Origin of the sequence: Brevibacterium sp. BDJS002 (assembly GCF_028201555.1) — a bacterium.
Classification (GTDB): Bacteria; Actinomycetota; Actinomycetes; order Actinomycetales; family Brevibacteriaceae; genus Brevibacterium; species Brevibacterium aurantiacum.
On the sequence record NZ_CP116392.1, the window covers coordinates 998,306 to 1,022,694 of the forward strand.

Consider the following 24,389-nt stretch of genomic DNA (forward strand, 5'->3'; position numbering starts at 1 on the left):
AGAGACCAGTCCTCCCGCGCAACGATGCTACGAAAGAGAATGTGAAATTGGATCAATCAACGTTGACCGACATCGATTCACTCCTGGCGGACACTGACGAGCTGCTGAGCACTCGCTATCCCGGCGACCGTGACGTCCGGCAGCCCGTGCACACCGTCTACGTCCCCGGGCATCTGTCGAGCCCGTCGCTGCCCCGTGAGTGGGGTGCGCAGGCGCTCGACTGCGTCGAAGCCAACGGCGGGATGGTCCAGCTGGCCGAACGCGTCATCATCGCCTCCCGTAAGGAGACGGTGGCACCCGACAGCCAGACAATGCCCAATCTGCACCAGGTCGCCCGGGAAGCAGAGATGCTCGCCGAGGCGGTCACCACAAAGCTGGCCACCGAACCGATCGAAGACCTGCGGCTGGACTTCGAAGACGGGTTCGGCAACCGGGGCGACGCGACCGAGGACGACTGCGTCCGCCAGGCCGCACGCAATGTGATCGCGGGCCTGGACGAGACGGGTGCACCGGCGTTCTTCGGCATCCGGTTCAAATGCATGGAGGCCGAGACCCGGGCGCGCGGTCTGCGCACCCTTGACCTCTTCCTCGCCGAGGTGATCGCCGCCCACGGATCCCTGCCGACGCAGTTGGTGCTCACGCTGCCGAAGGTGAGCACTGTCGCTCAGGTGTCCGCCATGGTCCTCGCCTGCCGAGCGCTTGAGGCCCAGCACGGTCTCGCCGAGGGCTCGATCACCTTCGAGGTGCAGGTCGAGACCCCACAGCTCATCCTCGGCGCCGACGGCACCGTGCCGCTGGCTCCGGTCCTCGACGCGGGAGCCGGGCGCATCACCTCCCTGCACTACGGCACCTACGACTACTCGGCTTCGATGGGCGTCGCCGCCGCCTACCAGGCGATGGATCACCCCGTGGCCGATTTCGCGAAGAACCAGATGATGCTCGCGGTCGCCGGCACCGGCGTCCACCTCTCCGACGGGTCCACGAACATCATGCCCCTCGGCGAGCCCGAGGAGATTCATCGCGCCTGGAGCCTGCACGCCGGACTGGTCCGCAGGCACCTCAAGCGCGGCATCTACCAGGGTTGGGACATGCACCCGCATCAGCTGCCCACCCGCTTCCTCGCCACCTTCCGCTTCTACCGCGAAGGCGCGGAGCGGGCGGCGACCAGGCTGCGCAACTACGTGTTCCAGGAGGACTCGGCCGTCCTCGACGAGCCGGCGACGGCACGGGCACTGGCCCGCTACCTGGGCCGCGGGCTCTCGTGCGGCGCCCACACCGAGGAATTCGTGACCGGCCGGACGAAGATGTCGATCGAAACACTCAACCACATCGCCGCCACCGGCGCGGCCGAGTGACCTGACCAGCCCCGATCTCAAGGAGACACCACACCCATGACGACGACCGACCCATACACCTACTTCGCGCCCACCGGCGGGCACCCGCCGCAGACGGACCTTCTGACTGACCGCGCGATCGTCACCGAGGCGTACACCGTGATCCCGCGCGGCGTCATGCGCGACATCGTGACCTCGAATCTGCCCGAATGGACGGGGACCAGGTCGTGGGTGCTGAGCAAGCCGGTGGCCGGGGGAGCGGTGACGTTCTCCCAGACCATCCTCGAGGTCGCTCCCGGCGGCGGCTCGGAGAAGCCAGAACCGCAGGCCGAGGTCGAGGGGTTCATCTTCCTCATGGCGGGAACGCTCGAGATCACCCACGAGGGCCAGGCCCACACCCTGACCGCCGGCGGCTACGGATTCCTGCCTGCCGGTTCGACGTGGAGCGTGAAGTCCACCGGCGCCGAGGCGGCACGTTTCCATTGGGTGCGCAAGCGCTACCAGCCCGTGGCCGGGCTGACCCCGGAGGCCAAGTTCGGTCAGGAAGCTGACGTCGAGCCCGCCTCGATGCCGGGCACCGACAACCGGTGGCGCACGACGCGTCCCCTGGATCCGGACAACCTGGCCTACGACATGCACGTGAACATCGTGACCTTCGAACCCGGTGCCGTGATCCCCTTCGCCGAGACCCATGAGATGGAGCATGGTCTCTACGTGCTCGAAGGCAAGGCCGTCTACCGTCTCAACGGCGACTGGGTGGAGGTGCAGGAAGGTGACTTCATCTCGATGCGCGCCTTCTGCCCGCAGGCCTGCTACGCCGGCGGACCGGGCCGCTTCCGCTACCTGCTCTACAAGGACGTCAACCGCCAGGTCGAGCTGTGAGGCACTGACTCACTCATAGACGCTGACACACGAAGAACGGCGGCCCACAGGGTCCGCCGTTCTTTCTGTATTCAGCTGTTGTCAGCTACCAGTCGTCAGCCGATCAGATCAGCTTGAGGGTGCGAGCCGTGTACTCGGAGAGCTCCTTGAGCAGGGTCTCGTCATCGGCGAGGCTGCGGCCCAGCGAGGGAACCATGTCCTTGATCGCAGGCTCCCAGGCGCTGTACTGGCGGGGGAAGCAGGTCTTGAGCAGGTTGAGCATGATCGACACTGCCGTCGATGCACCAGGTGAGGCGCCGAGGAGAGTAGCGATCGAGCCGTCGGCCGAGGAGATGAGCTCGGTGCCGAAGCTCAGAACTCCGCCCTTCTTGGGATCCTTCTTCATCACCTGCACGCGCTGACCGGCCTGGATGAACTCCCAGTCGCTGGGGTCGATGTTCGGGATGAACTCGTGCATCGACTCGAAGCGGGCCTTCTTCGACGAGGCCAGCTCGGAGACGAGGTAGGTGACGAGGTCGGTGTTGTCCTTGGCCACATTGAGCATCGTGGGCAGGTTGTTTCCGCGCACCGAGAAGGGCAGATCGGTGAAGCGTCCGCCCTTGAGGAACTTCGGGGAGAAGCCGGCGTAGGGACCGAAGAGCAGGTAGTCCTTGCCGTCGACGACACGGGTGTCGAGGTGAGGCACCGACATGGCGGGTGCGCCGAAGGATGCCTGGCCGTAGACCTTGGCCTGGTGGCGGGCGACGAGGTCTGGGTTCGAGGTCCGCAGGAAGATGCCGGAGACGGGGAACCCGCCGTAGCCGCGGCCCTCGGGGATGCCCGACTTCTGCAGCAGCGGCAGGGCACCGCCGCCGGCGCCGTTGAAGACGAACTTCGCGTTGACCTTGTGGGTCTCGTGGGAGAGCAGGTCCTTGACGGTGACGACCCAGCCGTCGGAGGAGCGCTCAAGGTCGGTGACCTGGTGGCTGGTGCGGATCGTGGCACCCTTGTCGCCGACGTAGTTGAGCAGCTGGTGCGAGAGCGAACCGAAGTCGACGTCAGTGCCGATCTTCGTGCGCGAGATGCCGTTGACCTGACCGGGTCCGCGGCCTTCGAACATCAGCGGCAGCCACTCGGCCTGGGTGGCCGGGTCGTCGGTGTACTCCATCTCGGAGAAGAGCGGATTGCGCACCATCTGCTCGTAGCGGTTCTTGATGTAGTCGCGTCCCTTCTCACCACGGCCGTAGCTGATGTGAGGGACCTGGTTGATGAAGGACTTCGGCTCTGCCAGGACGCCGTTGTCGACGAGGTGCGACCAGTACTGGCGGGAGTGATGGAACTGCTCGTTGATCTGCGAGGCCTTCGCGAGATCGACGTGGCCGTTCTCGTCCTCAGGAGTGTAGTTGAGTTCGCACAGGGCGGCGTGGCCGGTGCCTGCGTTGTTCCAGGGATCGGAGCTCTCCTCGGCGACATAGTCGAGCTTCTCGTAGACCCGGATATCCCATTCGGGCTGAAGTTCGGTCAGCATGGCACCAAGAGTGGAGCTCATGATGCCGCCGCCGATCAAGACAACGTCAACCTTTTCCTGCGTTGAGGGCATTTCGACTCTCATCCTTCGTCACTGACTACATGTATTCGACTCACAGACTACTCTTCGCCACACGCGAACCAGTAACCCGCCCCTGCGTACAGGAGTCCCGTGCGAGCAACCTCACAGCCGGTGATCGTCCGCAGTCACACGCATTTTCCGACCATTCGGACGTTTAGCGCGTGGACGCCTTGTGTCGCCCGCCACAGGATGTGCAAATATGGGCACATGTCGAATCGCTTCCTGCTTCGTGATGCCCTGGCCGAATTCCCGCCCTATGTGCCGGGCAAACCCCCGACCACCACACCGGGTCTGAAACCGTACAAACTGTCCTCGAACGAGAACCACCTGGCACCGCTGCCGGTCGTCCTCAAGTCGATCACCGACCCCGGGCAGGTGCCCGCGAACTATCCCGATCCGAAGTCGACGAAGCTGGTCGCCGATATCGCGGCCCATCTCGACGTCGATGCCTCCGAGATCGTGCCCGGTGCCGGGGCCTCGGAGATTCTCTCCGCGCTGACGAACATCACCCTCGAAGCAGGCACCTCGGTGGTCTACCCCTGGCCCTCCTTCGAGATGTACCCGATCCTCGCCTCGGCGCGTGGTGCCGAGAAGCGCCCCGTGCCCCTGCTCGAAGACGGTCGGCACGACTTCCAGGGCCTGGTTGCTGCCATCGACGACACGACCCGCCTCATCCTGCTCTGCTCGCCCAACAATCCGACCGGCCTGTCGATTTCGACGGCCGAGCTCGACGGCTTCATGGCCGAGGTCCCGGCCGAGGTCATCGTCGTCCTCGACGAGGCGTACTTCGAGTTCGCCACCGACGCCGAGGTGGTCGATGGGATGGCCGCCTACCGGAAGTTCCCGAATCTGGTGTTGGCACGCACCTTCTCCAAGGCCCATGGCCTGGCTGGCCTGCGGGTGGGCTTCGGCGTCGCCGATCCGACGATCGCGACCGCACTGCGCCAGGTCATCGCACCCTTCAGCGTCACCTCGACGGCTCAGGTCGCGGCCGTAGAATCACTGTCGCGCAACGACGAGGTCCTCGTCCGGGCCAAGGACGTCGCGGCCACTCGTGACCAGTTCGCACAGGATCTGCGGAATGCGGGACTCACCGTCACCGACTCGCAGGGCAACTATGTGTGGGTCAGCCTGCCCGACGATGACGCACAAGACTTCGAAGCTGCCTGCGCAGCCCAGGCCGTGGCCGTGCGGAAGCTCAGCGGCGGGGTGCGCATCAGCATCGGACCCGATGAAGCTCTCGACCGGGTGCGCGAAGTGGCCACGAAGTTCGCAGCCTCGCGGACCGCATGAGTGTGACAGCCGAGATTCCGACCCAGGACCTGGAGGCTCGGCTGAGCCCCGGCGCGCTGGTCACCGACAGGGACGTCATCGACAGCTACGCCTCCGACAAGGCCCTGTTCTGCCCGGCGGGCCAGGCCCTGGCCCTGGTGCGGGCACGCACGGTCGATGACGTCGTGGCAGTGATGTCCTTCGCCACGCAGCACCACATCCCCGTCGTCACCCAGGGCGCACGGACCGGCCTGTCCGGTGCCGCGAACGCCGTCGACGGCGGCCTCCTGCTCAATGTCGCAGCGATGGATCAGGTCCTCGAGATCGACGAGGTGAATCAGACCTGCCGCGTCCAGCCCGGCGTCATCAACCAAGACCTGAAGACGGCGCTGGCCGAACACGGACTGGCCTACCCGCCCGATCCAGGGTCGGTGGCGATCTCGACGATCGGCGGCAATGTCGCCACGAACGCCGGTGGCATGTGCTGCGTGAAGTACGGCGTGACCAAGGACTATGTGCGGGCCATGACCGTGGTGCTCGCCGACGGAACCGTGACGAAGCTGGGCCGTCCGACTGCCAAGGGTGTCGCCGGTCTCGACCTGGCGGCCCTGTTCGTCGGGTCCGAAGGCACCTTGGGCACCATCGTCGAGGTGACTCTGGCCCTGAAACCGGCACTGACGCAGCCGATCACCGCAGTGGGAATCTTCCCCGACACCGCATCGGCCGGACGCACCGTCACCGAGTACATGGGGTCGGGGGCGAATCCGTCGATGCTGGAGTTCATCGACGGTCCCAGCGTGGCGATGATCAATGCCTACGGCGACTTCGGTCTGCCGGACGATGTCGGTGCACTGCTGCTCGTGCAGTCCGATGCCAAGGGCGCCGGGGCGATGGAGGAGCTCGAAGCCTTCCGCCGGGTCGCGGAGTCCAACGGCGGCTCCGAGGTCTTCGTCTCCGACGATCCTGCCGATTCGCAGATGCTCGTCGCAGCCCGCCGAGCGGTGGCCCCGGCGATGGAGAAGTACGCCCACACTCGTGGTGGGGGAGAGCTCGTCGATGATGTGTGCGTGCCGCGCTCCGCTCTCGGGGAGTTCTTCGAACGCCTGGCGCTCATCGATGCCCGCTTCGACGTCGAGGTCGCCACGGCCGGTCACGCCGGTGACGGAAACATGCATCCTTCGGTGGTCTTCGACGCCGGGGACGAGGCTCAGGTCAGCCAAGCGCAGGAGGCGTTCGCTGCGATCATGCAGCTGGGCCTCGATCTGGGTGGGACGATCACGGGGGAACACGGTGTCGGATTCCTCAAGCGCGAGTGGCTCGGACGCGAACTCGATGCCGGAGCCAGGCTGATGCACACCCAGATCAAGAACGCCCTTGACCCGCTGGGGATCCTCAATCCGGGGAAGATGTTCGGCGTGTGACGCTTCGTGACCGCTGATGACTTCGTCACGGTGTGGCGGCAGGAGTTCGCACTAGGGTTCTGAGCACCTAGGAAAGGACTCAGCAATGACGCTTCGCCAACTCCCCATCCTCGACCTCAGCCTGTCTGAGGATCCCGCGACCGCCGAGACGTTTCGAGCAGACCTGCGCAGAATCACGCATGAGATCGGATTCTTCTACCTCGTCGGCCACGGTGTCCCCAACGAGGACTTCAGCGCAATCATCGAAACAGCACAGAAGTTCTTCGCTCTCCCCGAGGATGAGAAGCTGGCGATAGAGAACATCAACTCCCCGCATTTCCGCGGTTATACGCGCACGGGTGGCGAACGCACACGCGGCCGCGTCGACTGGCGTGAGCAGATCGACATCGGGCCCGAACGCGAACCGGTGACGGAACCTGAACACGACTATGACAATCTCACCGGCCCCAATCAGTATCCGCAGTCATTGCCGCAGCTGCGGGAGGTCACTGACGCCTGGCACGCCCAGCTCACGGAGGTCGGCAATAGGCTGCTGGCTCAATGGGCGCTGAGCCTGGGCCAGGAGGCCGATCACTTCTTCGCTGCCTTCGACCGCGACCCGGAATCATTCATCAAGATCGTCCGCTATCCGGCAGCCGAGAACGAGGACGTGACCCAAGGGGTGGGCGAACATCGTGACGGCGGTACTCTCACTCTGCTCTACCCGCAGCCGGGCACCACTGGCCTGCAGGTGCTGACAGATGACGGCTATATCGATGCGGATCCGATCGACAATGCCTTCATCGTCAATATCGGCAAGCTCCTCGAGGTCGCGACGAACGGGTATCTTAAGGCGACGGTCCATCGGGTGCTGCCGACCAAACCAGGCGAAGACCGGATCTCGATACCCTTCTTCTACAACCCTGCTCTGAGCAGTCATCTGCCGCCGGTTGAACTCCCGCCGGAGCTTGCCGCCGAGGCGCGTGGAGTTTCTGTCGATGAACTCGACGCGCTGCACGCGGTCTATGGGCAGAATGCGTTCATGTCGCGTCTGCGCTCACACCCGAACGTCGCTGAGAAATACTACGCGCAGCACATCGCGAACTGAGATGCTCAGAGCTGCGGCACCGAGTCGGCGAGACCGGCGATGTCGGCCGGTGTCGTCCGGCAGCAGCCGCCGATGATGCGAACACCGGCCGACACCCACGGTGCCAGGGTCGACGGGCTCGTGTCGAAGGCAGAGTCCTCGCGCCATTCCATCGTGGCCGCATCGTAGGTCTCACCCGAATTCGGGTAAGCGATGAGCGGGAGGTCCGTGGCGCTCGCCAAGGCCGCCAGCGCGGGGGCCACGAGTGACGGCCGGACGCAGTTGACGCCGACGGCGCGGATCATTCTCGAGTCAGCAACCGCCTCGGCGAGGTTGCTCAAGGGTGTCCGGTCGGCCATGTGAGAACCATCGGCGAGGTCCCCCTGGTCAGCCAGGGTCACGCTCAGCCACGCGGGAATCCCGTACTCATCGGCCAGGCCTGCGAGCACTGTGATCTCCGGCAACGAAGGCTGTGTCTCGATGGCCAGCAGGTCGGCACCGGCGTTGACCAGAGCCTCGATTCGGGGACGGTGGAAGGCGGCGAACTCCTCGTCGCTGAGGTGATAGTCGCCGGTGTACTCGGCGCCGTTGCCCAATGCCGCGCCGTAGGGTCCGACGGACCCGGCGACGAGGGCATCACCGGCCCCAGCCGCGATCTCGACGCTACGTGCGATGAGACGCAGACCCTCCTCGGCGGGGATCGATGCCCGCTCGAACCCCAAGGGGGTCGCCTGGTAGCTGGCGGTCGTGACGATCTGGGCACCGGCGCGGATGAAGTCGGCGTGCACCTCGGCGAGGGTGTCGGGGGAGTCCCGGAGCAGAGCCGCCGACCACAGCTCGTGGCTCAGATCGATGCCGCGGGACTCGAGCGCGGTACCCAGGCCGCCGTCGATGACGAGAGGGTCGCCCGAGCGCACAGCAGCCTGGAGCAGGTGGATGAAGGTCTGACTCATGCTCCCAGTTAAACTGGTCGCGTGACCCGAATCGAATCCTCCGCAGAATCTGAGACAGCGCCCATCAACGACCGCTCCCGATTCGGGTTCGAGGTCGGCACCCGCCTCGACGAAGGTGGTCGCACCGGCGTCATCCACACCCCGCACGGGGACATCGCAACGCCCGCGTTCATCCCGGTCGGCACGAAGGCCACGGTCAAGGCCGTACGCCCCGACGAGGTGGCCGAACTCGGCGGCCAGGCGGTGCTCGCCAACGCCTACCACCTCTACCTGCAGCCCGGCTCTGACCTCATCGACGAGGCCGGAGGACTGGGGAAGTTCATGAACTGGCCCGGCCCGACGTTCACGGACTCGGGCGGATTCCAGGTGATGAGCTTGGGCTCGGGGTTAAAAAAGGTCATCTCGATGGAATCGACCGGCGAACAGAACGATGATCTCGTTGCCGTCGGCAAGGAACGCATGTCGAACGTCGACGACGACGGGGTGACCTTCAAATCCCACCTCGACGGCACCATGCACCGCTTCACCCCCGAGGTCTCCATGCGGGTCCAGCACGAACTCGGAGCGGACATCATGTTCGCCTTCGACGAGCTGACGACGCTGGTCAACACCCGCGGCTACCAGGTCGAGTCGCTCGAGCGCACACGGCAGTGGGCCCTGCGCTGCATCGAGGAGCACCAGCGCCAGACCGCTGCCCGCACGCACCGGCCCTACCAGGCACTCTTCGGTGTGCTCCAGGGTGCGCAGTACGAGGACCTGCGGCGCAAAGCCGCACGCGATCTGGGCGGGATGGACTTCGACGGCTTCGGCATCGGGGGAGCCCTGGAGAAGGAGAACCTCGGCACCATCATCCGCTGGGTGTGCGAGGAGCTGCCGGAGAACAAGCCCCGCCATCTGCTGGGCATCTCGGAACCCGATGACCTGTTCGAGGCGATCAAGACCGGTGCGGACACCTTCGACTGCGTCTCGCCCTCACGAGTGGCCCGCAACGCCGCGATCTACACCCGCGACGGCCGCTACAACCTGACCGGGGCGAAGTACCGCAGGGACTTCGGGCCGCTGGATCCCGACTGTGCCTGCTACACGTGCCAGAACTACTCGCGGGCCTACCTGCGGCACCTGTACAAGGCCAAGGAGATGCTCTTCTCCACCCTGTGCACCGTCCACAACGAGTACTTCGTCGTCAACCTCGTCGCCGAGATCCGACAGTCGATGATCGACGGTCGCTTCGCCGAACTCGAAGCCGAGGTGCTGGGCCGCTACTACGCCAAGAAGGCCTGAGCGCGGCTAGGCGGTCGTGCTGCCGTCGGGCAGCTCGTAGCTGGGTTCGTGCTTCTTCACGAGCTTGATCACCCGATAGGTCACGGGCATGAGGATGACTTCGACGGCGACCTTGTAGACGAAGCCGAAGACGATGTAGTTGATGAAATCGAGTCCGGGGATGACCCCGGCGAAGGCGATGACGCAGAACAGCAGAGTGTCGACGAACTCTCCGACCCCGGTAGAGGTGAGCAGGCGGACCCACAGCTTCTGTTCGCCCATGCGCTTCTTCACAGCCACGAGCACATACGAGTTCAGCAGCTGGCCGAAGAAGTAGCCGACTAAGGACGCGGCGACGATGCGCGGGTAGAAGCCGAGGACGGCGGCGAAGGCGTCCTGGTTCTCATAGCCGGGTCCCGGGGGTGAGATGAGGACGAGCCAGAACACGAGAGTCGCCAGGATCTGGAGTCCGAAACCGGTGATGACGGCCTTGCGGGCGGCTTTGAAACCGTAGACCTCGCTGATCACATCGCCGAGGATGTAGGCGATGGGAAACAGGAATGCACCGCCGTCGGTGACGATGGGTCCGAAGCCGATGACCTTCGTCGCGGAGATGTTGGAGATGATGAGCACCGCAGAGAACACGGCCAGAATCACCGCATAGTAGCGTCCTCGGGAGGAGGCGAAGGCCGCCAATCTGCCCGCAGCGCTCAGCGCCTCCGGGCCTCCAGTGCTCGGCTCGTCCGAGCCCTCAGGCTTCGGCACCTTCTTCGACAACAGTGATTTCCTTCCCTCCGGTGATCGCCAGCAGCTGCTCATACGTCAGCGGCATCATCGAGTTCGGTGTGCCGGCCGCAGCCCAGAGAACAGGATAGTCCTTCAGCGCCACGTCGACATACGTGGGGATCGGCTGCGGATGCCCGCATGGGGCGACCCCGCCGATGACCTGCCCCGTCGCGGTGCGCACCAGATCCTTATCGGCCCGATCGAGGGAGCTCAGCCCGATGAGTCCGGCCACGAAGTCCGTGTCCACGCGGTGGCGACCGGAGGTCATGATGAGCACCGGTTCGCCCTCAGCGGAGAAGATCAGGCTGTTCGCAATCGCTCCGACCTCCACGCCGACCTTCTCCGCCGCCGAGGCTGCGGTAGGGGTGGCATCGGTGAAGAGTCTGATCTGTGGTTCGATTCCATTGGCTTCGAGGACCTGGGAGACCGCCGCATGGTTGCGGTGCCCCTTCGGCTCGGCGGCATCGACCTCGGTGGGCTCTTCGGCCGGTTCCTCGGCGGGCGCCGATTCTTCCACCGGCTCGGCCAGTCCGCGCCTGCGCAGCAGGGGTGCGACATCGGGGCGGGTGCCGAAGAAGCGTTCGATCGCACTCATCGGGTCGATCGAGTAGCCGGGGGCCAGGATGGCCTCACGGAAGGCATCGCCGGCTTCCCGGTTGAGTCCGCCCTGGGCCTCGAACCATTCGCTGACCCAGGCTGCGATGACCTCCGAGTAGAGGTAGGAGTAGTAACCGGCGGCATAGCCGGAGGCGAAGATGTGGCCGAAGTACGTGGTGCGGTAGCGGGGCGGAACCAGGTCGGTGAACCCGGCTGCGGCGAGTACCTCGGATTCGAAGGACAGGACGTCGGTGATGTGCTCACCGGCCTCCAGCGAATGCCAGGAGAGGTCGAGCATGGCCGCGGCCAGATACTCGGTCGTGTCGAAGCCTTGGCCGAACTTCTCACTGTCGATGAGAGCGGTGACGAGGGATTCGGGCATCGGCTCGCCCGTCTCCACGTGCTTGGCGTAGTGGGGGAGGACCTGCGGGTGGAAGCGCCACATCTCATTGAGCTGGGACGGGAATTCCACGTAGTCGCGAGGCACAGCTGTCCCGGCTGTCGACGGGTAGGTCGAGTTCGCGAACAGGCCGTGAAGGACGTGGCCGAATTCGTGGAAGAGGGTGTTGAGCTCGGTGGGGTTGAGCAGCGTCGGTCGACCTTCGCCCGGCTTGGCCAGATTGAGCGAGAGTGTGACCACGGGCAGGTGCCCGGTCAGCCGTGAACTTGTCACCAGCTCACCCATCCATGCGCCGCCGCGCTTCGTGTCCCGGGAGTAGGGGTCGAGGAGGATGAGTCCCAGGGTGCGTTCATTGGCGTCGGCGACCTCGAAGGTCCGCACATCCTCGTGCCAGGCGGAGACAGTCTCGCGTGGGGCGAAGGTGACTCCGTAGAGACCCGTGGCCGCGCGGAAGACGCCTTCATTGAGGACGGTGTCGAACTCGAAGTACTTGGCGACCTCATCGGCGTCGATGTCGAATTTCTCGGCCCGGTACTGCGCCAGACGATGCTTGACGTCCTCGGGTGCGACATCAGTGAGGCCGTAATGGTCCTTGACCTGTGCCAGCTCCTCGGCCAACTGTGCATTGGCCGGCGCGATGAGCGAGGACACGATGTCTGCGGCCGCATCCGGGCCACCGGCGGTCTGATTGTCGATGGCAAACGACGAATAGGACGGGTATCCCAGCAGCTTCGCCTGCAGTGCTCGCAGCGCCGTGGTGTCGGCGACCTGAGTCCGGGTGTCGCCCTCACCGCCGCGGGCACCGCGGGAGGTCGAATTGTCCAAGACTTGTTTGCGGGTCGCAGCCGATTCCAGGGATTCGAGGACAAGCTGCTGGGTGAAGTTGTTCAGCGGCAGCAGGTACCCGTCGGTGCCTCGCTCGGCGGCCCGATTGGCCGCGGCCGCGACCTGGTCCTCGCTGAGTCCGGCCAGCTGCGCCTTATCGTCGAGATGGACGGCAAGCTCCCTGGTGTCCTTCTGCAGGGCACGGGAGAAGGAGGTTCCTAGGGTCGTGAGCTCGGCCGCGATGGTGGACATCTGGTCGCGCTCTTCCGCACCGAGGCGGGCTCCGGCACGCACGAACTCCTCGACGGTGAGCTCCTGCTGACGCTTGTCCTCGGGGTTGAGATCGGTCGATGGTACCTGTTCGATGCGGTGGAAGAGATCGACGTCGAGGAAGATGCGGGTCCGGGCAGCGGACAGACGATCCCACACCTCGGCGACGGAATCTGCCAGTTCGGGACGGAAGTGATTGGACTCCACGGAGGACACGACCGCGGCGATCCGGGCCATGGGGATGGTCGCGGACTCGAAGCGGACGGTGGTCGACACGAACGTGGGGTCGTTCTCATCAGCGATGATGTCCTCAACCTCTGAGCGTGCGAAGTCCGTGGCTGCTCGAACGGCGGCGATCAGCGATGCGGGAGTGACGGCGGAGAAGTCGGGCAGTGAGAATTCGCCCTGTGGGTCGAGGAAGGCCTCCCAGACATCGATGCTGTTCGGTTCGGAGCTCATCGTCGACGTACCACTTTCTACACGGTTGGAGGTTTGTGCCAGGTCTCGACCTCGATCCTAACGCGTGCGCGCTCTGAAGTGCATGGTCGCTGGTTACACTGGGGATCATGGGCAAAGGGCAGGGGAAGACCCTCACTCTCAACAGCGCATTCCGGGTGGGCTTCACCGGAACACTGGGAGTGGGACTCGCAATCGGGCTGATCGCGGCCCTGCAGTCCGTGGCGACAGTCTTCATCTACATCGGTCTGGCTCTGTTCCTCGCACTCGGTCTCGAACCGATCGTGCTGTGGCTGGTGGAGCGCAAGCTGCCCAGGTCTCTGGCCGTCGTCCTCGTGGTCCTGGCCTTCATCGGCATCGTCGCCGGAGCCGTGCTGCTCATCGCCCCTGCCGTCATCAGCCAGATCCAGCAGTTCATCGGCGATCTCCCGGAGATCGTCGCGGACCTGGCGGCCACGGGCTGGGTGGCGGACCTCGAACAGAGATTCACCGGAGCCGTCGACCTCGACAGAATCTTCAACAACATCGGCGATTGGGTCGCCGACCCGAAGAACGTGGTCTCGCTCGGCGGCGGCGTGGTGTCCATCGGGGCCGGAATCCTCAGTTTCCTCGCCGGCGTCGTCATCGTCGTCATCCTCACCATCTACTTCGCGGTGACGATGCCGACGATCAAGGCGGCCATGCTCTCGCTCGTCGCGGCGAGCTCGCGAGAGACCGTCGAATCCGTCACCGAGGAGGTCACCCGTTCCATCGGACGCTACGTTCTCGGGCAGGTGTCCTTGGGCATCGTCAACGGCGTGTGCTCGGCGATCTTCCTCACCATCATCGGGGCCCCGCTGCCGGCGCTGCTGGCATTCATCGCCTTCCTCGCCTCGCTCATTCCGCTGGTGGGCCCGATCACCGGTTCCATCATCATCACCGGCTCATGCCTCATGGTCTCGCCCGGTCTGGGAATCGCGGCGGCCATCTACTACCTCGTGTACATGCAGGTGGAGGCCTACCTCCTCAGCCCCCGCATCATGAAGGCCGCTGTGGATGTGCCCGGTGCGCTCGTCATCATCGCCGCCATCGCCGGCGGCACCCTGGGTGGGGTGCTCGGCGCCGTGGTCGCGGTGCCCGTGGCCGCCTCGGGAATGATCATCATCCGCAAGGTCGTCGTGCCCGCCCAGGACAAGAGATAGGGCTAGTCCTGGTCGTCGTGGCCCTCGCTCCGAGTGACCCGGACGATGAGGCCGATGAGCAGCCGGGCGATGTAGTAGGTGCCGAAATAGGAGATTGCCGCCGTGACCAGTGTGATGAGCAGGTTGCTCTCATCGCCGCTGGTGACAGCCAAAGTGGCGAAGATCGTCACCGTGATGGCCGCGAGAAACGGGATCAGGCGCAGGACCGGGCTGTCGACTTCACTCATGTTCGTCAGCGTACCAAGACCGTCGACCAGCGCCGAGGTGGCTGTGACCGTTCCGGACGGTCGTTAGGATGGGTGGGATGACACAGACACGATGGAGTGCAGTCCGAGATGACCAGGTGCCCGAGGATGTGGACCGTCTTCTGCTGACCGTCCCCGAGTGGTTCGGCAGACTGGAATCCAACGCTGAGTACGTCGATGATGCACGGACCATGGAGACGTGGACGGTGCGAGACGATGCTGGAGAGGTCGTCGGCGTCACCTTGGTGTCGTGGCATTTCGACCACTCCGCCGAGGTGCATTTCACGGTCGTCGACAGATCCGTGCATGGAACGGGAGTCGGCACGGCGATGATGCGTGCGGTCGCAAGTGATGTGAGGGCACGGGGAGCGGCACTGTTGCAGGTCAAGACCCTGGGAGCCTCGAGCCCCGATCCCAACTACGACCGGTCTCGACACTTCTATCAGAAGATGGGATTTCTCCCGCTCGAGGAGACCGACCTCTGGGATGAGCAGACGCCCTGCCTGATCATGGTCATGCCGCTGGTCTGAAGCCTCGTCGTACCCACTGGGAGGAAACGACAGCACAGCTTGGGTTCATCTGCTGAGACGTGACTGTAGTATGGGAATCGACATGGTATGTGACACACATCACAGATCGGATGATTCGTCATGGCTCTCCAGCAGAAACCCACACTAGTCTCAAAGATCTTCGCCGAATTCCTCGGCACCTTCGTCCTCGTCTTCGGCGGTTGCGGCGCGGCCGTATTCGCCGCGAAGGTCGTCGGTGATGACGGCCTCAACATGGGCATCGGATTCCTCGGTGTCGCACTGGCCTTCGGCCTCACCGTCGTCGTCATGGCCTACGCCGTCGGACATGTCTCCGGCGGACACTTCAATCCAGCAGTGACACTGGGCTGCGTGCTTGCGGGCAGGACCCCAGTGAAAGACGCCGTGCCCTACTGGATCACGCAGTTGGTCGCCGGCATCGTCGCCGGTGGAGTCGTGCTCCTCATCGCCTCGGGCAACCCGGACTATTCGCTAGCGAAGGATGGGCTGGCGACGAACGGCTATGGAGAATTCTCCCCGAACGGATTCTCCTTGCTCAGCGTGCTCATCGCCGAGTTCGTCCTCACCGCCATCTTCCTCTACGTCATCCTCGGGACGACCGACGACAGGTCCCCGGTCGGAATGGCACCTCTGGCGATCGGCCTCTCACTCACACTCATCCACCTCGTCGCCATTCCGGTGTCGAACACTTCGGTCAATCCGGCGCGTTCCTTCGGTGTCGCGGTATTCGCCGGTGGAGACGCGCTCGGTCAGGTGTGGGTGTTCTTCCTCGCACCGCTCGCCGGTGCCGCCGTCGCCGGACTCACCTATAACCTTCTGTTCCCGAAGGCTGTCGAAGTTCCCATCACCGAGGGCGGATGACACTGCCACCCTGGCCCGCGGAGCCACCGGCTTGTGGGCAGGTTCTGCTGCGAGCAGTGGAGGCGCGGGACGCAGCAATGGCTCAGCAGCTGTCGACCGATCCCTATGTGCCGCAGGCGGGTTCACTGCCAGGAAACGCCACCATGCAGGAGGCCAGCGACTGGGTCGAACGCCAGCAGGGTCGTCATGCAGAGGGAACCGGCTTCTCGTTCAAGATTGCGCGGCGAACCGAAGAGTTCGCGATCGGTCACTGCGGTCTCTGGCTGAAGGATCTCGACGAGGGGCGAGCGAGTGCTGGTTATGCGGTTGCACCCTCCGAGCGTGGGCGCGGCTATGCAGCCGAGGCGCTCGCGGCCCTGACGGAGTTCGCATGGACGGTACCCGACCTGCGCCGCGTTGAACTCTTCATCGAACCCTGGAATGACGGATCGATTCGCACCGCCGAACGCGCCGGTTATGTTCGTGAAGAGAGCCTCCAGGACAGACATCGCAAGGTCGGCGGTGAGCGGCGGGACATGGTCCTGTTTGCTTCGGTGCGGCCTGGGCACTTCACGGGGTGACGAACGATGGCCGACGTGCTCGATATGGACTACCCCTTCACCGGCAGATGGCTGGTCCAGAACAGTCCTGCCAATCGGGTGCCGAGCCACGGCACGAGACTCTTCGCGACCTCATATGCAATCGACTTCGTGCCGGTCGATGATTCGGGACGCTCGGCTCCATTCACGTTCGGTTCTTTGCTGCGCCCGGAACCTCCGGAGAATTTCGTCGGCTTCGGCCGTTCGGTGCGCTCTCCGGTCGCTGGAACTGTCGTGGCGTCTCATGACACCGAGCGTGACCATCTCTCGTACCGCGGGATGTCGTCGATCGGATACGCGCTGACTCAGAGACGTCGTGCCGAGGCAGGTTGGCTTGCGCTCGCCGGCAACCACGTCATGATCAGGTGCGATGGTGGAGTGGTCGTGTTGTGCCACCTTCAACGCCGCAGCACTCGAGTGCGCATCGGGCAGCATGTCGAGATCGGCGAAGAAATCGGGCTGTGCGGAAACTCCGGCAACAGCACCGAACCGCATGTGCATGTCCAAGCGATCGACAGTGTCGACATTGAGCACGCTGCTGCTGTACCCATAACCTTCAACGGCACGATGCCTTCCAACGGGGGAATCGTTACGGTATGAGTACTGAGCGAGCGGAACCAGTATGGGGCTTCGCTAGATCGCTGGTGATCAAAGCGGCGATCGCCGAGGTGTGGGAGCACCTGGCTGACCCGGCTCGCCTGAGCCGATGGTGGTGTCCACCTCCGACGGTGCAGATCGATTTCGAACCACGAGCCGGCAGCCACTACGAAGAGCGCTACAACGATGACTCCTATGATTACGTGCTCACCGGTGAGATCACTGCCGTCGACGAGCTGCGCCACCTCGTGATCCGACGGCGGACGAACGGACGCTTCGGCCCAACCGACCGAATTGAAATCGTTCTGGAGCCTCATGGCAGGGACACGAAGGTGAGTATCACGCACACCTTCGCCGACATTCCCGTCGACCGCCGAGGCGAGGCACGCGACTTCTTCTCTGACGGCTGGGACTTCAGCCTGGAACTCCTTCGGCGAAACGTTCTCAACAGCCGCTGAACTTTCGGTCGAGCACTGTGGTGAACCCATGACACCTATTGTCCCCTCGCACTCTGAGACCTATGGTGAGAGGACACGGACACATCCGCTCCGCGCAGTCGACCACGAACATGCGCAGCACGCGAAACAGTGCGTGCGAGGCGAGCGGATGGACTCACACGAAGGAGTGTCATGGCAGTCTACTCAGCACCCGGTACCGAAGGTTCCCTCGTCACGTTCAAGCCACGCTACGAGAACTACATCGGAGGAGAGTGGGTGCCGCCGAAGAACGGCAACTACTTCGACAACATCACTCCCGTCACAGGTCAGGCCTTCACCGAGATTCCCAGCTCCACCGCCGAAGATATCGAAACCGCCCTCGACGCGGCCTGGGCAGCAGCACCGGCCTGGGGAAAGACCTCGGTGACCGAGCGCTCGAACATCCTGCTCAAGATCGCTGATCGCATGGAGGCCAATCTTGAGATGATCGCGGTCGCCGAGACCTGGGACAACGGCAAGGGCATCCGCGAACCACTGGCCGCCGACATTCCACTGGCCATCGACCACTTCCGCTATTTCGCCTCGGCGATACGGGCTCAGGAAGGCGGACTCTCCCAGATCGACGACGATACGGTCGCCTATCACTTCCACGAGCCGCTCGGCGTCGTCGGACAGATCATTCCGTGGAACTTCCCCATTCTCATGGCCACGTGGAAGCTGGCACCGGCACTGGCGGCAGGCAACTGCGTCGTCCTCAAACCCGCCGAGCAGACCCCGGCATCGATCCTCATCCTCGCCGAACTCGTCGGCGATCTGCTGCCAGCCGGTGTGCTCAACATCGTCAACGGCTTCGGAGTCGAAGCGGGCAAGCCCCTGGCCTCGAACAAGCGGATCAAGAAGATCGCCTTCACCGGCGAGACGACGACCGGCCGACTCATCATGCAGTACGCCTCGCAGAACATCATCCCGGTGACTCTGGAACTCGGCGGCAAGTCGCCGAACATCTTCTTCGAAGACGTGCTCGCCGCTGATGACAGCTACCGCGACAAGGCACTCGAGGGCTTCGCAATGTTCGCTCTCAATCAGGGCGAGGTCTGCACCTGCCCATCGCGTGCACTCGTCCAGGAGTCGATCTTCGATGACTTCGTCGCTGCCGGAGTCGAACGTGTCCGCTCGATCAAGCAGGGCAACCCGCTCGACACCGACACCCAGGTCGGCGCGCAGGCCTCGAACGATCAGTACGAGAAGATCATGTCCTACCTGAAGATCGGCAAGGACGAAGGCGCCGAGGTGCTCATCGGCGGTGACAAGGCCGAACTCGAGGGCGACCTCTCCGGAGGCTTCTACGTCCAGCCCACCATCTTCAAGGGCTCGAACAATATGCGGATCTTCCAGGAGGAGATCTTCGGCCCCGTCGTCGCCCTGACCTCGTTCAAGGACTACGACGACGCCATCACCACGGCCAATGACACGCTCTACGGACTCGGCGCCGGCGTCTGGGCCCGGACCGGCAACACCGCCTACCGGGCAGGCCGAGACATCCAGGCCGGTCGCGTCTGGGTCAACAATTACCACGCCTATCCGGCACACGCTGCCTTCGGCGGATACAAGTCATCGGGAATCGGCCGAGAGAACCACCTGATGATGCTCGACCACTACCAGCAGACGAAGAACCTGCTGGTCAGCTACTCGGAGAACGCGAAAGGATTTTTCTGATGAGTGAATCTACACAGACCGCGGCGCTGGAATCAGCGCCGACCATCGACGGGGAGGAGAAGTCGAGGGTGGCCATGACACAGGCCGCTGTCGACCTCCTCGGCGATCTGGTCGCCAAGCACGGCCAACTGATGTTCCACCAGTCGGGTGGCTGCTGCGACGGGTCCTCGCCGATGTGCTTCCCCGAAGGCGACTTCCTGACCTCGGAGGCCGACGTTCTCCTCGGCCACTTCGAACTGCCCGTCGATGACGCAGAGAAGGCGGGCCTCGACTTCTGGATGTCGGTCGAGCAGTTCGAGTACTGGAAGCACACCCATCTCACGATCGATGTGGTTCCTGGACGTGGCAGCGGCTTCAGCGTCGAGTCCCCGACAGGCAACCGCTTCATCATCCGGTCCACCCTCATGGACGTCGGCTGAGATACCGCTAACCCTCGCCGAGGTGGCGCTTCGGTGCCGCACGGACGTGGGCTCTCTCGCCCTGCTTGCCGACGAGGCTGAGGAACTCGACGGGCCCTGCACTGGTGGCGCCGAACCAGTGCGGGGTGCGGGTGTCGAACTCGGCTGCCTCGCCGGGTTCCATGATGAGATCGTGCTCGCCGAGGACGAGGCGAAGGTTGCCGTTGAGGACGAAGACCCAGTCGTAGCCCTCGTGGCTGCGCAGCTCTGGCGTGGCCTCATCCGAGCCTGTCGGCAGCACGAATTTATAGGCCTGGATGCCCCCTGCCCGACGCGTCAGCGGCAGGATCGTCCGGCCGTCGCGAGTGGGCAGGGGCCGCAGATTGATGCGCGGATCCCCGGTCGGGGGCGCGTCGACGAGTTCGTCGAGAGTGGCCCCGAACGCTCGCGCCAAGGGCAGGAGCTGTTCGAGACTGGGACGGCGGTGCCCGGCCTCAAGGCGCGAGAGCGTGCTGATCGAGATGCCGGTCTCTTCGGACAGATCGGTGAGAGTGATGTCGCGGCGCTGCCGTAGCTGCTTCAGCCGTGGCCCAACAGCATCGAGAGTGCGGTCCATGAGTTCATCCATGCCCCTTATTTTGCCATTCGGCAAAACTGTTTGCAATACTGCGAATAGGTTGTCACCATCGAAGTATCGGAGCGCCGCAGCGGCGACTCCACATACTTTGAGAGGACCAGGACATGGCAGAGAAGCAGAGCGCGATTCGAGACGTCGTGATCGTCGGAGCCGGTGCGGCCGGACTCAGCGCTGGCCTGACCCTGGCCCGCGCACGCCGGAGGGTGACAGTCATCGATGCCGGCCACCCGCGCAATGCTCCGGCCGACGGGGTCCATGGGCTCCTCGGACTCGAAGGCATCAGCCCCGCAGAGCTGTTGACCCGAGGCCGAGACGAAGTGCAGAGCTACGGCGGCGAGATCATCGACGGCCAGGTCACCGAAATCAGCGGCGAAGTCGACAGGTTCACAATCACCGTGGACAACGGCGAAGAGATCGTCGGCAGACGGCTGCTCATGGCGACCGGCCTCGTCGACGAACTGCCCGAGATCCCGGGCGTGCGCGAACAGTGGGGTCGTGGCGTCCTTCACTGCCCCTACTGCCACGGATGGGAGGTCCGCGACAGTCGCATCGGCATCCTCGCCACCAGTCCGATGGCCATCCACAAGGCCTTTCTGTTCAAGCAGTGGAGCCCTCATGTGATGCTCTTCTCCGGAGACCAACAGCTGAGCGAGGAAGATCAGGTCAAACTTCGCGCGCTCGACATCCCAGTCATCGACGGGGACATCGACAGCCTGGAGATCACCGATGACACGCTCACGGGTGTGCGTCTGGGTGATGGACAGGTCATTGCCGTGGATGCTGCAGTCGTCGCTACGCCGATGGTTGCCCGCACCGAACTCTTCGCAGGGATCGGGCTCGAGCCCACGGCCCGTCCTGCTGGGGCTTTCATCGAAACCGAAGCCTTCGGGCAGACAGCGGTCCCCGGCGTCTGGGTGGCCGGCAATGCTACCGACATCGGAGCGCAGGTCAGTGGTGCGGCAGCGGCCGGTGCGCTCGCCGCACAGCACATCAACACCGACCTCATCTTCACCGACCTCGATCGCGCAGTGGCGCAGCACGAGACCGAGCAGGCACAGGAGGCAAGCTGATGACACACTCATTCGACAAGACCTACTGGGATCAGACCTGGACCGGTGAACGCGCCCCAGCGATGAGCTCAGGCGATCCGAACCCCCACCTGATCAAGGAGGTCAGCGGACTCGAATCCGGAACCGCACTCGACGCCGGCTGCGGTGCCGGAGCAGAGGCCATCTGGCTGGCAGCTCAGGGCTGGGATGTCACCGGAGCCGACGTTGCGAATGCAGCACTTGACCACGCGAAGGACCGCGCTGCGGTCGCCGGAGTCAGTGACCGGGTGCGCTGGATCCAGGCCGATCTCTCCAGCTGGGCGCCGGAGACGCAGTACGACCTGGTCACCACCCACTACGCGCATTCGGCAATGCCTCAGCTGGACTTCTACGGGCGCATCGCGGATTGGGTGGCACCCGGGGGAACACTCCTCATCGTCGGCCACCTCCACCACGGCCATGGCGACTCTCACGGCGATTCTCACCCGCCGGCAGTAGCCTCAGCGACTGCCGACTCGATCACTGAGCGTCTCGATCGAGTCGTCTGGACCGTCGTCACCGCCGAGGAATCCCAGCGCACCATGGCAGGACCCGGTGGCCGCACAATCACCATCGACGACGTCGTGGTGAGGGCAGTGCGCAGCCGCTGAGCCGCGTCACTTTCCGGGTGCGAGCACCTCGGGTTCGCCGAGGGAGAGCATGAGGCGGTTGGCCCAGTTGAAGAAGGCTGCGCAGTTGAGTACGTCGATGATGTCGCCATCGTCGAGGCCGGCCTCGCGCAGTGCATTGACATGCGCAGGACCGAACGCCTGCGGGGTCAGCGTGAGAGCCGCGGAAGCGTCGACGACAGCGTCCCAGACAGCATCGCCGAGGTTCGACGGCGTTTCCACACCCGTGTCGAGCAGCGTCTGCACCAGGTCCCGGCGACCCGACTCCTCCGTGGCCCGGTCCGAGTGGATCGAGGCGCAGAACAGGCACCCGTTGAGACGTGAGGCCACGGTCGCGGCCAGCTCACGTTCGGCCCGGCCGAGCCCGTCGGTGGTGTTGAAGAAGATGTCGAGGTCGGTCAGTGTTCGTGCCCGCAGGGCCGCCGGATCCCTGGCCAGGAGCCGGAAGTAGGGGTTCTTCGCCCGCCCCGCCTCGATGAGTGCCTCGCGCTGGACATCGGTCAGGTCCGCCTCGGCGACAGGGGAGATCCAGGGCACCCAGCCCAGCCCGGACTGCTGGAACAGTTCCGGACGTGTGAGTCCGGGATAGGTGCTGACGCGCTTGCCGACTCGGGCCAGAGCCTCGCTGCCTTTCGACGAGGCAGCAGATTCCCTCGCCGAGGTGGCCTCGCCGTCACCGTCGCCCGCTTCGGGCGGTTCGTCCGAGACCGGGGGCAGGGTCGTCGCCGGTGCGTGGACCAGGGCAGTGAGTCCGGTGCTGATGCGGATCTGGAAGTTGAGGAATGACACGAGCTGCGCGAGCGTGACGATCGAGTCTTCGTCCCAGCCGGCGTCGAGGAGCAGCGCCATGTGTTCGGGACGTGAGTCGCGGGGATGCAGAACTAGGAGATGGGCGAATTCGAGGCCGGCGGCCAGCTGTGCGCCCAGCACCTCGCTCGACTTCTTCTCCACACTCAGCCAGGGTCCCGGGACGTTCTCGGCCGCCAGGGCAGCCGATTCGAAGGTTCCGTAGGGGCCGCGCACGGTCGAACGGGAGTCGAGTTCGAGCAGCACCTCATCGAGGAGTTCGGCGATCTCCCAGGAGGCGACCTCGTCTTCGTCACGGAGGAGGTCACGGTAGAACTCCTCGGCCGCGGGCGCGCCGAGGAGGCCGGCCGTGAATGCGGCGACGGCATAGCGGTCACGGTGGGAGAACCCACCGGTCTCAACTGGTTCGAGCAGCGCTTCGAAGCTGAGCTGGGCGTTGTCCTTGGCCTGTGCACGGTGATCGCGCAGCTTGTCGAGGGGGTCCTGTGCGGCGATTCCGGCGAGGGTGTTGATGATGTCGGTCATGTCAGGCCGCCTGTTCCGTCGTGAGCGTCAGTCCCAGGGCCGGGGCCACCTCGGTGGCCAGGAGTTCGATGGACCGCAGCGTCGTCTCATTCGTCGCCGGCACCGAGTGTACCTGGAAGCTGACGTCGGTGGCCCGGTTCAGCACACGGTCTGTCGCCAGGCGTTCGATGACCTGCTCGGGGGTGCCGAGGTAGGTGTCGGTGGCGATGAGCAGCTCGTCCAGGCTCAGCCCCGAGGTGTCATAGCCGACGAGGCGATCTGCCTCGGCCCGCAGCGCCGGTTCGGTCCGGGCGCGGAGTTCGGGCAGCGCTGCGGCATCGGCGACGACGGCCGTGCGCGATGCCAGGATTCGGGGCTCCACACCGGAGGGAAGGTTCGCCAGGTAGGTGTCGATGACCGGCAGCTGCACCTCGTCGAGGGTTGCTTCGGGCTTGTCCTGGGAGCGGGGTTGGGTGCGCGAGAGCATGAGGCCATTACCGGCGGCACCGGCAGCTCCGGATCCGCCGGAGGAGAAGGTGGCCTGCCAGAGGCGCTCGGAGAGCCGGGTCGGTTCCGGATAGAGCGCATGCCCGGTCTCCAGGGACTGACCTGCCAGCAGAGTCTTCAGTGCCGCGAGGTTGTCGGCGAAGACCTCACGTCGTTGATCGAAGCTGGTGCCGAAGGCGGGGAAGGACTTCGGGTTTCCGCCCGAACCGAGCCCGATCTCCAGGCGTCCCCCGGAGAGCACGTCGGTGACCGCAGCGTCTTCGGCCACACGCACGCCGTTCTCCATGGGCAGGGTGATGATCGCCGTGCCCAAGCGGATCCGCGAGGTCTGGGCTGCCGCATGGGCGAGGAACACGAGTGGGGAGGGCAGGCCGCCCTCGGTCGCAGAGAAGTGGTGCTGGGCCACCCACGCGGAGTCGAAGCCGTGGGCCTCGGCCGCCTGGATCTGTTCGAGTGCGAACCGGTAGCGCTGAGCTGCCGGGGCGTCCTCGAGCAGGCGGGTGAAGAATCCGAGCCGGGGACCGGTGGAACTGTTCGTCATCGTGT

24 protein-coding genes are annotated in these 24,389 nt (G+C 64.6%); 16 read left to right on the forward strand and 8 right to left on the reverse strand.

Translation table 11 applies throughout. The annotated features are described in order from the left end of the window. Positions 1-47: 47 nt before the first annotated feature. Entirely contained in the window at positions 48-1,355 is a 1,308-nt protein-coding gene (locus PGC08_RS04585; RefSeq protein WP_009883234.1) for a DUF6986 family protein, read from the forward strand. A 36-nt stretch (positions 1,356-1,391) separates the two neighbouring features. Further along, a complete protein-coding gene (locus PGC08_RS04590; RefSeq protein ID WP_009883233.1) occupies positions 1,392-2,216 on the forward strand; it encodes a bifunctional allantoicase/(S)-ureidoglycine aminohydrolase in 825 nt (274 codons plus the stop codon). A gap of 103 nt (positions 2,217-2,319) precedes the next feature. Here the strand turns inward: PGC08_RS04590 and mqo are convergent, their stop codons facing one another. Next, positions 2,320-3,795, reverse strand: a complete 1,476-nt coding sequence (mqo, locus tag PGC08_RS04595) for a malate dehydrogenase (quinone) (protein ID WP_009883232.1) — start codon at positions 3,793-3,795, stop codon at positions 2,320-2,322. A gap of 216 nt (positions 3,796-4,011) precedes the next feature. Between mqo and PGC08_RS04600 the strand changes: the two genes are divergently transcribed. The 3 genes from PGC08_RS04600 to PGC08_RS04610 all read left to right on the forward strand — a co-directional run bounded on the left by PGC08_RS04600 (position 4,012) and on the right by PGC08_RS04610 (position 7,584). Continuing rightward, the gene (locus tag PGC08_RS04600) at positions 4,012-5,097 is read left to right on the forward strand and encodes an aminotransferase class I/II-fold pyridoxal phosphate-dependent enzyme (protein ID WP_271709627.1); all 1,086 of its coding nucleotides are present in this window, start codon (positions 4,012-4,014) and stop codon (positions 5,095-5,097) included. After that, positions 5,094-6,497 (forward strand): FAD-binding oxidoreductase, encoded by a 1,404-nt coding sequence (locus tag PGC08_RS04605; protein ID WP_069599595.1) that lies wholly within the window; start codon positions 5,094-5,096, stop codon positions 6,495-6,497. Before PGC08_RS04600 ends, PGC08_RS04605 begins: the two co-directional genes overlap by 4 nt. An 85-nt stretch (positions 6,498-6,582) precedes the next feature. Next, a complete protein-coding gene (locus PGC08_RS04610; protein WP_009883229.1) occupies positions 6,583-7,584 on the forward strand; it encodes an isopenicillin N synthase family dioxygenase in 1,002 nt (333 codons plus the stop codon). Between the two features lie 5 nt (positions 7,585-7,589). Here the strand turns inward: PGC08_RS04610 and mmuM are convergent, their stop codons facing one another. After that, positions 7,590-8,516: a homocysteine S-methyltransferase gene (gene mmuM, locus PGC08_RS04615; protein ID WP_271709628.1), complete on the reverse strand. Its 927-nt coding sequence runs from the start codon at positions 8,514-8,516 to the stop codon at positions 7,590-7,592. A gap of 21 nt (positions 8,517-8,537) precedes the next feature. On the opposite strand from mmuM, the gene tgt reads away from it, so the two are divergent. After that, positions 8,538-9,797: a tRNA guanosine(34) transglycosylase Tgt gene (gene tgt, locus PGC08_RS04620; protein ID WP_333937618.1), complete on the forward strand. Its 1,260-nt coding sequence runs from the start codon at positions 8,538-8,540 to the stop codon at positions 9,795-9,797. Between the two features lie 6 nt (positions 9,798-9,803). On the opposite strand, the gene PGC08_RS04625 is transcribed toward tgt, so the two are convergent. Both PGC08_RS04625 and PGC08_RS04630 read right to left on the reverse strand, forming a co-directional pair. Then, positions 9,804-10,553, reverse strand: coding sequence for a queuosine precursor transporter (locus tag PGC08_RS04625; RefSeq protein WP_009883226.1), 750 nt, complete (start codon positions 10,551-10,553; stop codon positions 9,804-9,806). Next, complete coding sequence (locus PGC08_RS04630) at positions 10,528-13,113, reverse strand: M3 family metallopeptidase (protein ID WP_271709629.1); 2,586 nt, start codon at positions 13,111-13,113, stop codon at positions 10,528-10,530. The genes PGC08_RS04625 and PGC08_RS04630 overlap by 26 nt, the downstream gene beginning before the upstream one ends. A gap of 107 nt (positions 13,114-13,220) precedes the next feature. Here PGC08_RS04630 and PGC08_RS04635 point away from each other — a divergent pair, with 107 nt between their 5' ends. After that, positions 13,221-14,291 carry an AI-2E family transporter gene (locus PGC08_RS04635; RefSeq protein WP_096160287.1) on the forward strand — a complete coding sequence of 357 codons (1,071 nt, stop codon included), beginning with the start codon at positions 13,221-13,223 and terminating at the stop codon, positions 14,289-14,291. A 2-nt stretch (positions 14,292-14,293) separates the two neighbouring features. Here PGC08_RS04635 and PGC08_RS04640 read toward each other — a convergent pair whose 3' ends face one another. Next, positions 14,294-14,518 (reverse strand): hypothetical protein, encoded by a 225-nt coding sequence (locus PGC08_RS04640; protein ID WP_009883223.1) that lies wholly within the window; start codon positions 14,516-14,518, stop codon positions 14,294-14,296. 77 nt (positions 14,519-14,595) lie between these two features. Here PGC08_RS04640 and PGC08_RS04645 point away from each other — a divergent pair, with 77 nt between their 5' ends. From PGC08_RS04645 to PGC08_RS04675, 7 genes are all read left to right on the forward strand, one after another. Then, positions 14,596-15,066 carry a GNAT family N-acetyltransferase gene (locus PGC08_RS04645; RefSeq protein WP_271709630.1) on the forward strand — a complete coding sequence of 157 codons (471 nt, stop codon included), beginning with the start codon at positions 14,596-14,598 and terminating at the stop codon, positions 15,064-15,066. Between the two features lie 120 nt (positions 15,067-15,186). Next, a complete protein-coding gene (gene aqpZ / locus PGC08_RS04650; RefSeq protein ID WP_271709631.1) occupies positions 15,187-15,945 on the forward strand; it encodes an aquaporin Z in 759 nt (252 codons plus the stop codon). After that, a complete protein-coding gene (locus PGC08_RS04655; protein WP_271709632.1) occupies positions 15,942-16,505 on the forward strand; it encodes a GNAT family N-acetyltransferase in 564 nt (187 codons plus the stop codon). Before aqpZ ends, PGC08_RS04655 begins: the two co-directional genes overlap by 4 nt. 6 nt (positions 16,506-16,511) lie before the next feature. Then, positions 16,512-17,123 (forward strand): M23 family metallopeptidase, encoded by a 612-nt coding sequence (locus PGC08_RS04660; RefSeq protein WP_271709633.1) that lies wholly within the window; start codon positions 16,512-16,514, stop codon positions 17,121-17,123. Next, the gene (locus PGC08_RS04665; RefSeq protein WP_096160286.1) at positions 17,120-17,578 is read left to right on the forward strand and encodes an SRPBCC family protein; all 459 of its coding nucleotides are present in this window, start codon (positions 17,120-17,122) and stop codon (positions 17,576-17,578) included. Before PGC08_RS04660 ends, PGC08_RS04665 begins: the two co-directional genes overlap by 4 nt. Before the next feature lie 171 nt (positions 17,579-17,749). After that, a complete protein-coding gene (gene exaC / locus PGC08_RS04670; protein ID WP_271709634.1) occupies positions 17,750-19,273 on the forward strand; it encodes an acetaldehyde dehydrogenase ExaC in 1,524 nt (507 codons plus the stop codon). Further along, positions 19,273-19,692 (forward strand): DUF779 domain-containing protein, encoded by a 420-nt coding sequence (locus PGC08_RS04675; protein WP_009883215.1) that lies wholly within the window; start codon positions 19,273-19,275, stop codon positions 19,690-19,692. The genes exaC and PGC08_RS04675 overlap by 1 nt, the downstream gene beginning before the upstream one ends. A 7-nt stretch (positions 19,693-19,699) precedes the next feature. Here PGC08_RS04675 and PGC08_RS04680 read toward each other — a convergent pair whose 3' ends face one another. Continuing rightward, positions 19,700-20,299: a helix-turn-helix domain-containing protein gene (locus tag PGC08_RS04680; protein WP_092103472.1), complete on the reverse strand. Its 600-nt coding sequence runs from the start codon at positions 20,297-20,299 to the stop codon at positions 19,700-19,702. Between the two features lie 113 nt (positions 20,300-20,412). Between PGC08_RS04680 and PGC08_RS04685 the strand changes: the two genes are divergently transcribed. Together PGC08_RS04685 and PGC08_RS04690 are read left to right on the forward strand one after the other, a co-directional pair. Next, positions 20,413-21,378 (forward strand): NAD(P)/FAD-dependent oxidoreductase, encoded by a 966-nt coding sequence (locus PGC08_RS04685; protein WP_096158330.1) that lies wholly within the window; start codon positions 20,413-20,415, stop codon positions 21,376-21,378. Beyond that, a complete protein-coding gene (locus tag PGC08_RS04690; RefSeq protein WP_271709635.1) occupies positions 21,378-22,007 on the forward strand; it encodes an SAM-dependent methyltransferase in 630 nt (209 codons plus the stop codon). Before PGC08_RS04685 ends, PGC08_RS04690 begins: the two co-directional genes overlap by 1 nt. Before the next feature lie 6 nt (positions 22,008-22,013). Here PGC08_RS04690 and PGC08_RS04695 read toward each other — a convergent pair whose 3' ends face one another. Continuing rightward, positions 22,014-23,357, reverse strand: coding sequence for an alkylhydroperoxidase domain protein (locus PGC08_RS04695; RefSeq protein ID WP_271709636.1), 1,344 nt, complete (start codon positions 23,355-23,357; stop codon positions 22,014-22,016). Position 23,358: 1 nt separating this feature from the next. Continuing rightward, positions 23,359-24,384 carry a putative FMN-dependent luciferase-like monooxygenase gene (locus PGC08_RS04700; RefSeq protein ID WP_271709637.1) on the reverse strand — a complete coding sequence of 342 codons (1,026 nt, stop codon included), beginning with the start codon at positions 24,382-24,384 and terminating at the stop codon, positions 23,359-23,361. Between the last annotated feature and the right edge of the window lie 5 nt (positions 24,385-24,389).